The organism is Luteibacter sp. 3190, from assembly GCF_031456385.1.
Classification (GTDB): Bacteria; Pseudomonadota; Gammaproteobacteria; order Xanthomonadales; family Rhodanobacteraceae; genus Luteibacter.
Genome location: NZ_JAVDUO010000001.1, coordinates 537,425 through 548,708, shown reverse-complemented (window position 1 = coordinate 548,708; position 11,284 = coordinate 537,425). Strand labels below are relative to the sequence as shown.

Here is an 11,284-nt window from a genome sequence, read left to right as displayed (position 1 = left end):
ACCTCACTTCAGACCGTCGAGGATCGCGTCGACCGATTCGGTCGTCAGCTTCTCGTGGTAGTGACCGTTGACGACCATCATCGGGGCGCCGGCGCATGCCGCCAGGCACTCCTCTTCCTGCTTGAGGTAGATACGGCCGTCGGCCGTGCTCTCGCCGGTGCGGATGCCGAGCTTCTTCTCGCAATGGCGGACGAGGCCTTCGGCACCGTTGAGCCAGCAGGAGATGTTGGTGCAGATGGCGACGTTGTTGCGGCCCACGGGCGTGGTCTCGAACATCGAGTAGAAGCTCGCGACTTCGTACGCCCAGATCGGCGGCAGATCGAGGTACTTCGCGACCGCCGTGATCAGTTCATCGGTGAGGTAACCCTGGTTCTGTTCCTGCGCGCCCATGAGCGACTGGATCAGCGCCGAACGCTTGCGATCCGGCGGGAACTTGGACACCCAGTGGTCGATGTGGCTGCGGGTGTGATCGTTGAGCGCGACGAGAGGATCGACGTCCTTCACCTGCTCGAAATGACCGGTGGCTTTCATGATTCAGTTCACTCCGTCGACTTAGCGGTCGACTTCGCCGAAGACGAGATCGTAGGTGCCGATCATCGCGACGACGTCGGCGAGCATGTGGCCCCGTACGATCGCGTCCATCGAGGACAGGTGCGCGAAGCCGGGCGCGCGCAGGTGCACGCGGAAGGGCTTGTTCGCACCGTCGGACACGAGGTAGCAGCCGAATTCACCCTTCGGCGCCTCGACGGCGGAATACGTCTCGCCGGCCGGCACGCCATAGCCCTCGGTGAAGAGCTTGAAGTGGTGGATGAGCGCTTCCATGTCGTTTTTCATTTCTTCACGACTGGGCGGCGCGACCTTGTAGTTCTGCACCATGACCGGGCCCGGATTGGCCTTCAGCCACTCGACGCACTGGCGGATGATGCGGTTGGACTGGCGCATTTCCTCGACGCGCACGAGGTAGCGGTCGTAGCAGTCGCCGTTGACGCCGACGGGGATGTCGAAGTCCATCTTGTCGTAGGCGGCGTAGGGCTGCTTCTTGCGCAGATCCCATGCGATGCCCGAACCGCGCAGCATCGCGCCGGTCATGCCCCAGGCCTGCGCCTTCTCGGGATCGATGACGCCGATGCCGACCGTGCGCTGCTTCCAGATGCGGTTGTTGGTGAGCAGCGCCTCGTATTCGTCGACGCGCTTCGGGAAGTCGTTCGTGAACTCGGTGAGGTAATCGAGCATCGACCCCTCGCGCCACGCGTTCAGGCGCTTCAGGTCACCGCCCTTGTGCCACGGCGACTCGCGATACTGCGGCATCTGCTCCGGCAGATCGCGGTAGACGCCGCCCGGCCGGTAGTACGTGGCGTGCATGCGCGCGCCCGACACGGCCTCGTAGACGTCCATCAGTTCTTCGCGTTCGCGGAACGCGTAGAGGAACACGGCCATCGCGCCGAGATCGAGCGCGTTCGAGCCCACCCACATGAGGTGGTTCAGGATGCGGGTGATCTCGTCGAACATCGTGCGGATGTACTGCGCGCGGACGGGCGCCTCGATCCCCAGGAGGTTCTCGATGGCGCGCACGTAGGCGTGCTCGTTGCACATCATCGACACGTAGTCGAGACGGTCCATGTAACCGATCGACTGGTTGAACGGCTTCGACTCGGCGAGCTTCTCGGTGCCACGGTGCAGCAGGCCGATGTGCGGATCGGCACGGACGATCGTCTCGCCGTCCATTTCCAGCACGAGGCGCAGCACGCCGTGCGCAGCGGGATGCTGCGGACCGAAGTTCATCGTGTAATTGCGGATTTCTTCCACGGCTTAATTCTCCCGCCAGTGATCGGCGGATTCCGCCCTGGCCTGATCGAGGTCGGCGTCGTTGCGGATCGTGCGCGGCACCAGCACGCGCGGCTCGATCGAGACCGGTTCATAGACGACGCGCTTCTGCTCGGGGTCGTAGCGGACCTCGACGTTGCCGATCAGCGGGAAGTCCTTGCGGAACGGATGACCCACGAAACCGTAGTCGGTGAGGATGCGGCGAAGATCCGGATGGCCATCGAAGATGATGCCGTACAGATCGAACGTCTCGCGCTCGAACCAGTCGGCGCCCGGCCAGATCGGCGTGATCGACGGCACGACCGGGAACGCGTCGTCCTCGCAGAACGCGCGCAGGCGGATGCGCTGGTTGAGTTCGACGGACAGCAGATGGATAACGGCCGCGTAGCGGCGCGGCTGCTCGACGCCGCGCGGACGCTCGGCCCACGTGAAGCGGCCGACGGCCTGGCCTTCGACGCCGCGGGAGAAGCTCTCGCCCTGCGCGGTATCGGTGTCCCACTCGGTCTGGCCGTAGCTGAGGTAGTCGACGCCACAGACGTCGATGACGGTCGTGAAGCGGAAGCCCGCCTCGTCGCGCAGCGCCGTGGCGACGGCGATCAGGTCACGCGGGGCCACCTCGGCGGTGACTTCGTTGCGCTCGACCTTCACCGTCAGCATGTCGCCGAAGCGCGCGCCGAGGCGTTCGACCAGCGAGGTCTCGTTAGTAACGCTCATGTGCGAAGCCCTGTTAACGCGCGATCGTGTGGGTGCGGCGGATCTTTTTCTGCAGCTGCAGGATGCCGTGGATCAGCGCTTCGGCGGTCGGCGGGCAGCCCGGCACGTAGATGTCGACCGGAACGATGCGATCGCAGCCGCGCACGACCGAATAGGAGTAGTGGTAGTAGCCGCCGCCATTGGCGCACGAGCCCATCGAGATGACCCACTTCGGCTCGGGCATCTGGTCGTAGACCTTGCGCAGCGCGGGGGCCATCTTGTTGACCAGCGTGCCGGCGACGATCATCACGTCGGACTGGCGCGGGCTGGGACGGAACACGACGCCGAAGCGATCGAGATCGAGGCGCGCCGCGCCGGCGTGCATCATTTCGACCGCGCAGCAGGCGAGACCGAAGGTCATCGGCCACATGGAACCGGTACGCGCCCAGTTCATGAGGGCGTCGACGCTGGTGACGCCGAAACCGCGCTGCGGGACCGGCGCGTCGCCGTTGGGACGAATGATGTCGTCGACGAGGTTCAGCGGTTCCGGGTTGTGCATCACCCGGTCGATGGTGGTCATCACTCCCATTCGAGTGCTCCCTTCTTCCAGACGTAGGCGAAACCGACCACGAGCAGGGCCAGGAACAGGGCCATCTCGATCAGCGCGATCGCGCCGATCTTGTCGAACACCACCGCCCAGGGAAACAGGAAGGCAATTTCGAGGTCGAAAATGATGAAGAGGATCGCGATCAGGTAGTAGCGCACGTCGAACTTCATGCGCGCGTCCTCGAAGGCCTCGAAGCCGCACTCATAGGGCGAGAGCTTCTCGGCGTCGGGGCGGCGCGGCCCGGCGAGCATGCCGAGCACCATGAGGACGATACCTAGGCCTGCGGCCACGGCGATGAACAACAGGACGGGCCAATATTGGGCAAGCACGATGCTGCGTACCTCCGCGCCTCACTGGGCGCATCAGTGACCGTCGGCGGGGACGAGCGGTCCGGCTAGTGTCGCCGGAGCTTTTATCGAATCGATCCAAATGGTCCGATCCGTGCCGGCGCAGGTTGCGCGCCAACGACTCCGGATATCCACAATCTCACGTTGGGGAACCGATCTATTGTACCAGTGCGTGCAGGTATCCCGACAAGCCTTAACGGCGGAAAAACTGCATCGGGATGGTGCAATCGCAGGGTTTTCGCCCCATCGGACGGACCGCCGCCGTCACATGGTCTGGGTCGGACGCTCCGAGGCGAGCGTTCCCGCGAGCAGCCCCTCGATGCGCTGCCGCGCGGCTTCGCTCTCGGGGGACTCGTTGAATTGCACGCCGACGCCGGCGGTGCGATTGCCCTGTGCACCCACCGGCGTGATCCAGACCACCCTGCCGGCCACGGAGAGGCGCTCGTTGTCGTCGATCAGGGTGACCAGCAGCGCGACCTCGTCGCCCAGGCTGTAGCGCTGGGCCGTGGGGGCGAACAGGCCGCCGGTCTTCAGGTAGGGCATGTACGAGATGTACAGGGAATTCACGTCCTTGATCTTCAGCGAGAGGATGCCCTGTCGCGGCGAGGAGGCTGTGGCATTCATGGACGATGGATTCCCTGGAGTCGAGGCATGCTAACTAGGCGGCGGGCCGGGCGACAAGCCCGACCGGCTCGGGATCCGCCCCCACCCAGCCGTAGCGGTCGTAGATCCACGGGGTCGACAGGTCGGCCGTGAGTTTCACGAAGGCCGGGCCCGCCGCATGGCGCAGCGCCAGCACCCAGCCCTCGCCGGAGCGTTCCAGGGGCGCGCGGCGCCATGGCCACGCCGCCACGCCCTGCCCGTCCGCCAGCACGATCCGGACCCGGGCACGGGCGAGCGGGCCGGGGTGCCACGGCAGCCGGACGGTACCGCCGGTCAGGGCGGGCGGCGGACGATCGAAGCGCTCGGGCCGCGACGCGACGCGGAGCATCCGCTTGCGGCTGAGCGCCATCTGCGTGTGATGCTCCAGCACCGCGGCCGTCTTGGTCGCCTGCCGCTGGGCGTCGGCATCCGGGACGATCAGGTCCTCGGGAGCCGACCGCTCGGTACCGTGGACCATGTAGGTAAGGACGTCAGCGGTGCTGCCGGCGGCCGCCAGGGCCAGCCGCGCCAGCACGTGCGCCGAACCGTGGTCGGGGTGGGTGTCGCCGAGATCGGGGATGACGACGAGATTGGGACGGGTCCGCTCGACGACGCGGCGCACGGCGCTCAACGCCTGGCCATGCCGCTCGCGGAGCTCCGAAGTCACCTGCATGTCGTGCCACCCCAGCGCGTGGAGGTGATCGGGGCCGACGCCGAGACGAGCGAGTGCCGCGGCGACCTCGCGCCGACGACGGGCGCCCCATCGCGCGCGGTCCGTCGCGCCCACGACGATCCGCCGTTCGAGCCAGCGCTGAGGCCAGGGATTGTCGTCGCCGTCGGTCAGGAGGAGCACGTCCACCCGTCCGCCGGACGCGAGCGTGCGCTGGATCAGCAGACCGGCCGCCAGCGACTCGTCGTCCGGATGGGGCGCGACGACGAGGAGACGGGTGCTGCCGTCGATGGTCGGGTGGCGGGACACGGAGGGATCCTTGGGCGACACGTCGGGCCGATTAGGACCGAACCCGCGATAAGGGCGCGTCAACGCCAGGCCGCGATCAGCTCGAGCAGCACCAGATCGGCGCGGAGCGGGCCGCGCAGCGCGTCGCGCGCGCGGTTGGCCTTGCCGTACCAGGTGTCGAGCGATTCGTCGTCGAGCTGACTGTCGAGCGGCGGCGCCGTGCCCGCGGCGCGGGCCCGAAGTTCATCGGTGGCCGCCTGCGCGGCGAACCACAGGTAGCGCGCCGGATCGGCGGCCTGCCAGCGCTTCACCACCTCCATGGCGTCGCCACGGCCAGCGGCGAGCGCTTTCAGGTCGTTCCGCACCTCGCCGCGCTGCTTCAGCGCGCCGTCCGTCGCCCACGCCCGCGCCATGCCGGGATTGCCGCCTGCGGCTTCCAGCGCCGCCGGCGCATCGGCGACGCCCTCCCCACGCAGCCACGCGAGCGAGGCATCCCGCGACGGGACGAGGAAATCGATGCGCTGGCAACGGCTGCGGATCGTCGCCGGCAGGCGCGCGGGCTCGTCGGCCACGAGCACGAGCAGCGTCGACGGCGTCGGCTCTTCGAGTGTCTTCAGTAACGCGTTCGCGGCGGCCGCGTTCATGGCGTCGGCCGGATCGATCGTCACGACCTGCCAGCCGCCGAACTGACTGGCCATCGACAGGCGTTGAGAAAGATCTCGTATCTGGTCGACCACGATCTCGCTGCGCGTGACGCCGTCCTTGCGCAGCCCGAACGACAATGTGACGACGTCCGGATGCGTGCCGGCCGCGATCAACTGGCAACTGCGGCAGGTACCGCACGCCACGCCGTCGACGGGCTGCTGGCACAGCAGCCCTTTGACGAACGCGGCGAGGAAGTCGCGCTTGCCAAGCCCCGCGGGCCCTGCGAGCAGGAGCGCATGCGGCAGCGCATCGCGCTCGCGCCGCGACTGTAGCCGCGCCCAGGCATCCGCGTGCCACGGGCGCAGGCTCACGGCGCCACCCGCGCGAAGAGGCCGGCGAGGCCGGCCACGGCCTGGTCGAGAACGGCTTCGGCGGGCGCGCTGGCGTCGAGCACGCGGAACCGCGCGGGCTCCGCCGCGGCGCGCGCGCGATAGGTGTCGCGCACGCGCTCGAAAAACGCGTCGCTTTCGACTTCGATGCGATCGACCTCGCCGCGACCCGCGGCTCGCGCACGGCCGGTGGCCACCGGCAGGTCGAGCAGGAGCGTCACGTCGGGCACGAGGCCTTCGGCCGCCCAACGCTCGAGATCCGCGATGCGCTCGACCGGCTGGCGACGCCCGCCGCCCTGGTAGGCGTAGCTGGCATCCGTGAAGCGGTCGCACAGCACCCAGCGGCCCGCCGCGAGCGCGGGCTCGATCACCTGCCGCACGAGCTGCGCCCGGGAGGCGAACATGAGAAGCAACTCGGCCTCGGCCGTCAGTTCGTTGTTCGCCGCGTCGAGAACGAGGGCGCGCACGGATTCACCGACGGCCGTGCCGCCCGGCTCGCGCGTCACCACCAGGTCGACGCCCTGCGCGCGCAGGTGGGCTTCGAGCCCGCGCAGCAGCGTGCTCTTGCCGGCGCCTTCGCCGCCTTCGAGGGTGATCAAACGGCCGCGCTGGAGAGTGGTCACTGGCATCGCTTCAACTGGTAGCAGGCCACGGCCCGGTTATGGTCGGAGAGGGACGACGAGAAGACATGGCTGCCATCGCCACGCGCCACGAAGTACAGCTCGTCACCCGCCGCCGGATGCAGCGCCGCCTGGATCGCCGCGCGCCCCGGGAGGGCGATCGGCGTCGGCGGCAGGCCGGCGCGCGTGTACGTATTGTAGGGAGTGTCGGTGGTCAGGTCGCTCTTGCGGATGTTCCCGACATACCCCGCGCCCATGCCATAAATCACCGTGGGATCGGTCTGCAGGAGGATGTGCTGTCGCAGCCGGCGCACGAACACGCCGGCGATGCGCGGGCGCTCGTCCGCCCTGCCCGTCTCCTTCTCGACGATGGACGCGAGGATCAGCGCCTCGTAAGGCGTCGCGAGCGGCACGTCCTTGTCGCGGTCGTTCCACGCGGCATCCAGCGTCTTCGTCATCGCGGCGTACGAGCGCTTGAGGATGCTCGATTCCGCATCGCCCTTCACATAGGCATACGTCTCGGGGAGGAAGCGCCCTTCGGGATGTTCGCCAGGCGCGCCCAGCGACGTCATGAGCGCGGCGTCGTCCACGTCCGCCGTGTCGTGCCTCAGCGTTTGGACCGCGGCGAGCGCACGGCGCAGGTCGGCGAACGTCCAGCCGTCGACGATGGTGAAATTGCGCTGCATGACCTTGCCGCTGGCCATGTCGGCGATCAGGTCGCGCGGCGTCATGCCGGGCCGCAACGCGTATTCGCCCGCGTGCAGGCGACCCGACGCGTGCATCTGCGTCGCGAGCACGCGCCAGTAGAGCGGCGAGGCCTGCGTGGCCTTGCGGTTGCGCAGGTCGCGGACGATGTCCTTGAAGGAGGCGCCACGCGCGACGTCGATGCTCTGGCCCGCCACCGGAACGTTCAGCGGCGAACGGGCGAACCGCGCCCAGTCGAACCAGAGCCACGCTCCCGCGACGATCGCGGCGAGCACCACCACCAGCAGAATGACACGCCAGAGGGCGATGCCGCGCACTTTCATCGATCGGAATCCTTGCGTCCCATGGGCGACGGCAGGCCGATGTCCCGCCAGTGCGCCTGCAGCGCACGCGCGGCGGGACCGGCCTGCCATGTCCGGCCCTCGCAGGCCCGGACGGGGAGGATGCCGCGAACGGCCGACGTGAGGAAGACCTCGTCGGCCTCGAGGAGTCGGGCGAGGTTCATCCGGACAACCCGGACGTCGCGCACCGCGAGCACCTCGGCGCGCGCGACGCCCGCCACGCCGGCGCGGTCCACGGCGGGCGTGACGAGCTCGCCATCGAACACGGCGAAGAGGTTCGCGGCGGTCGCGCTGACGATGTCCCCGTCGATGTCCCGCAGCAGGCCTTCGCCGATCGCGGGATCGTCCCATTCGGCCCGCGCCAGCACCTGCTCGAGGCGATTGATGTGCTTCAGTCCGGCCAGCAACGGCTGCGCGGCGACGCGCGTGTCGCAGACACGCACCGCGATGCCCTCCGAACTGGCCCGCGCGTCGAGCGCGAGCGGCGAGACTGCGACGACCACGGTGGGCCGCGGCGACGGAGGCGGCGCGTAACCGCGCTCGCCACCGCCACGGGTGACCGTCACGCGTGCGACCGCATCGGGCAGTCCCGCCGCGAGTCGCCCGAGCTCGACACGCAGCCTCGTCGTATCGGGCGGCGGAAAGCGCAGCCGTTCACAGCCCGCGAGAAGGCGTGCGGTGTGACGTTCCCACAACGGCATGCGGCCGTCGACGATGCGCAGCGTCTCGAAAAGCCCGTCGCCATAGAGCAGTCCGCGATCGGTCGCCGGCACCGAGCCGGCGTCGACGAAATCGACGGACAACCGCGGCGTCATGCCCCCTGCCCGAACACGCGCAACAGGCCGCGCGCCTTCGCACGCGTTTCGTCGAGTTCGCGCTCGGCGACGGAGTCGGTGACGATGCCCGCTCCCGCGCGCAGCGAGACGGTCGTGCCGTCCACCGCGAAGGTGCGGATGAGGATGTTGAGGTCCATGTCGCCATCGTCGTCGAGATAGCCGAGCGCGCCGGTGTACGCACCCCGCGGCTCCTGCTCGATGGCGCCGATGATTTCCATGCAGCGCACTTTCGGGCACCCCGTGATGGTGCCGCCCGGGAACGTCGCGGCGATGACCTGGCCGGGCGTGACGTCGGCACGCGCGCGGCCACGCACGTTCGACACGATGTGGTGCACGTGCGCGTAGCTTTCGACGACCATGAGTTCGTCGACCTTCACGCTGCCCGGCACGCAGACGCGCCCGAGGTCGTTGCGCTCCAGGTCGATCAGCATCACGTGCTCCGCGCGCTCCTTCGGATGCGTCGTGAGTTCGCGGATGCGCGCCGCGTCGTCGTCGCCGGCCACGCGTGGACGCGTGCCCGCGATGGGCCGCGTCTGCAACACGCCGTCGCGCGATTCGACCAGGCGTTCGGGCGACGAGCTGACGACCGCCCAGCCAGGCCGCTGGATCATCCCCGCGAACGGTGCCGGGTTCGCGGCACGCAGCGCCCGCATGAGGCTCGCGGGTGCCGGCGGCGTGGCGAAGCGCGCGGTCCAGCGGCGCGACAGGTTGACCTGGAAGACATCGCCCGCGCGCAGGTGCTCGTGCACGCGCCGCACGCCATCGAGGAAACGCCCGGGGGCGTCTTCGTCGACCGCGTCGGGCAGCGCGAGCGGCATGTCTGGCATCACGGCGTCGAGATCCGCCGCGAGCACATCGAGCCATGCTTCCGCCCCCTCCTCCGCCACGAGGATCGTGCGCTGCTCGACGTGATCCACGATGGCGGCCGCCGGTGCGCGCATCGCGAAGGCGATCGGTGCGGAACCGGTCGACACGGGAAGGCGCAACGTCGGCTCGATCTGGCCGACGAGTTCATACGCGAGGTAGACGACCCAGCCGCCATGGAAAGGCAGGCCGTCGTCGACGCGCGGGCGACGGCGAGCGCTCCATGCGGCATCGAGCGCGTCGAGGAAGCCTCCAGGCACGGCCACGCCACGCGCATCGCGCGTCACGCCGTCACGCGACAGCGTGAGCGACGCGTCACCGGCGGCGAAGAGGATGTCGAAGCGGGACTGGGGCGTGCCCGTGACGGCGCTGGCGAGCAGCGCGGGATAGCGCTCCGGATACGACGCGGCCGGCGCGAGGAGATCGCGCCGGCCGGCCAGGGTTCGCGTGACGAAAGCCAACGCGTCAGACGCGACGGAAGACGAGCGTGCCGTTCGTGCCGCCGAAACCGAACGAGTTCGACATCACCACGTCGAGGTCGGCCTTCTCGGCCTTGCCCGGCACGAGGTCCATGCCCAGCGCGGCGACTTCCGGATCGACGTCGACCAGGTTCATGGTCGGCGGGATGATGCCGTCGCGGATCGCGAGGATCGAGAAGATCGCCTCGACGCCGCCGGCGGCACCCAGCAGGTGGCCGGTGACCGACTTGGTCGAGCTGACCGCGAACTCGCCCTTCTTCGTGGCGTGGTCGCCGAACACGTTGCGGATGGCCTTCGCTTCGCCAAGGTCGCCGACCGGCGTCGACGTGCCGTGCGCGTTGACGTACTGCACGTCTTCCGGCTTCAGGCCGGCGTCATGCAGCGCGTTGCGCATGGCCAGTTCCGCGCCGTCGCCGCTCGGCGCGGTGATGTGGTACGCGTCGCCACTCATGCCGAAGCCGACGAGCTCCGCCAGGATGTTCGCGCCACGCGCCTTCGCGAATTCGTACTCCTCGAGCATCAGCATGCCCGCGCCGTTCGACAGCAGGAAGCCGTCGCGGCCCGTGTCCCACGGACGGCTGGCGTGCGTCGGATCATCGTTGCGGGTGGACATGGCCTTGGCCGAGCAGAACCCCGCCATCGCCGTCGGCGTGGTGGCGAATTCGGCACCGCCCGCGAGCATCGCGTCGGCGTCGCCGTACTGGATGAGGCGCATCGCCATGCCGATGTTGTGCGCGGCGGTGGTGCATGCGGACACGAGGGCGATGTTCGGACCCTTCATGCCGTGGTAGATGGAGAGATTGCCGGCGACCATGTTGATGATCGAGCTCGGCACGTAGAACGGCGACACCTTGCGCGGACCCTTCTCGGCCAGTTCGAGCGCGGTGCCTTCGATCGTGTGCAGGCCGCCGATACCGGCGCCCGCCGCGATGCCGATACGGCCCGCGTTCTCGTCGGTGACGACGAGGCCCGACTGACGGAACGCATGCGTGCCGGCGACGATGCCGTAGTGGATGAACGGATCCATCCGCTTGAAATCTTTCGCGATGGCGCGACGTTCGTCGTCCGGCGTGTCGGTGCCGGCGAAATACGCGTCGACGGGATCGAAATCCCTCACCTCGCCCGCGATGCGGGTGGTGTAGGCGCTGGCGTCGAAATCGGTGACAGGGCCGATGCCGCTGTTGCCTTCGACGACGTTCTTCCAGGCGGTGGCGAGATCGTTGCCGACCGGCGAGATGATTCCCATGCCGGTCACTACCACACGTCGCTTACTCATGCGTTCTCATCCTTCACTTGTTCCGCGCAACCATACGCGGGCGCAGGTTGCGTTAGAC

13 protein-coding genes are annotated in these 11,284 nt (G+C 68.5%); all 13 read right to left on the bottom strand.

Annotation, left to right across the window (positions count from 1 at the left end; genetic code table 11):
• Window positions 1–3 precede the first annotated feature (3 nt).
• Window positions 4–531 (bottom strand): NADH-quinone oxidoreductase subunit NuoE, encoded by a 528-nt coding sequence (nuoE, locus tag J2X58_RS02680; RefSeq protein WP_090054179.1) that lies wholly within the window; start codon window positions 529–531, stop codon window positions 4–6.
• 21 nt (window positions 532–552) lie between these two features.
• The gene (locus tag J2X58_RS02675) at window positions 553–1,782 is read right to left on the bottom strand and encodes an NADH-quinone oxidoreductase subunit D (protein WP_254779249.1); all 1,230 of its coding nucleotides are present in this window, start codon (window positions 1,780–1,782) and stop codon (window positions 553–555) included.
• A gap of 27 nt (window positions 1,783–1,809) precedes the next feature.
• Entirely contained in the window at window positions 1,810–2,538 is a 729-nt protein-coding gene (locus tag J2X58_RS02670) for an NADH-quinone oxidoreductase subunit C (protein WP_090054183.1), read from the bottom strand.
• 13 nt (window positions 2,539–2,551) lie between these two features.
• Window positions 2,552–3,106, bottom strand: a complete 555-nt coding sequence (locus tag J2X58_RS02665; protein WP_090054185.1) for an NADH-quinone oxidoreductase subunit B — start codon at window positions 3,104–3,106, stop codon at window positions 2,552–2,554.
• Window positions 3,097–3,453, bottom strand: a complete 357-nt coding sequence (locus J2X58_RS02660) for an NADH-quinone oxidoreductase subunit A (protein ID WP_090054187.1) — start codon at window positions 3,451–3,453, stop codon at window positions 3,097–3,099. Before J2X58_RS02660 ends, J2X58_RS02665 begins: the two co-directional genes overlap by 10 nt.
• A gap of 282 nt (window positions 3,454–3,735) precedes the next feature.
• A complete protein-coding gene (locus tag J2X58_RS02655) occupies window positions 3,736–4,095 on the bottom strand; it encodes a PilZ domain-containing protein (RefSeq protein WP_310046267.1) in 360 nt (119 codons plus the stop codon).
• A gap of 34 nt (window positions 4,096–4,129) precedes the next feature.
• Complete coding sequence (locus J2X58_RS02650) at window positions 4,130–5,092, bottom strand: PIG-L family deacetylase (RefSeq protein WP_310046264.1); 963 nt, start codon at window positions 5,090–5,092, stop codon at window positions 4,130–4,132.
• A 59-nt stretch (window positions 5,093–5,151) separates the two neighbouring features.
• Window positions 5,152–6,087: a DNA polymerase III subunit delta' gene (gene holB / locus J2X58_RS02645; protein ID WP_090054192.1), complete on the bottom strand. Its 936-nt coding sequence runs from the start codon at window positions 6,085–6,087 to the stop codon at window positions 5,152–5,154.
• Window positions 6,084–6,734, bottom strand: a complete 651-nt coding sequence (gene tmk, locus J2X58_RS02640) for a dTMP kinase (RefSeq protein ID WP_090054194.1) — start codon at window positions 6,732–6,734, stop codon at window positions 6,084–6,086. The genes holB and tmk overlap by 4 nt, the downstream gene beginning before the upstream one ends.
• Window positions 6,725–7,753, bottom strand: a complete 1,029-nt coding sequence (gene mltG, locus J2X58_RS02635) for an endolytic transglycosylase MltG (RefSeq protein ID WP_310046260.1) — start codon at window positions 7,751–7,753, stop codon at window positions 6,725–6,727. The genes tmk and mltG overlap by 10 nt, the downstream gene beginning before the upstream one ends.
• Window positions 7,750–8,586: an aminodeoxychorismate lyase gene (gene pabC, locus J2X58_RS02630; RefSeq protein ID WP_310046259.1), complete on the bottom strand. Its 837-nt coding sequence runs from the start codon at window positions 8,584–8,586 to the stop codon at window positions 7,750–7,752. The genes mltG and pabC overlap by 4 nt, the downstream gene beginning before the upstream one ends.
• Complete coding sequence (locus tag J2X58_RS02625; RefSeq protein WP_310047885.1) at window positions 8,583–9,911, bottom strand: aminodeoxychorismate synthase component I; 1,329 nt, start codon at window positions 9,909–9,911, stop codon at window positions 8,583–8,585. Before J2X58_RS02625 ends, pabC begins: the two co-directional genes overlap by 4 nt.
• A 25-nt stretch (window positions 9,912–9,936) precedes the next feature.
• The gene (fabF, locus tag J2X58_RS02620; protein WP_090177643.1) at window positions 9,937–11,226 is read right to left on the bottom strand and encodes a beta-ketoacyl-ACP synthase II; all 1,290 of its coding nucleotides are present in this window, start codon (window positions 11,224–11,226) and stop codon (window positions 9,937–9,939) included.
• Window positions 11,227–11,284: the final 58 nt, after the last annotated feature.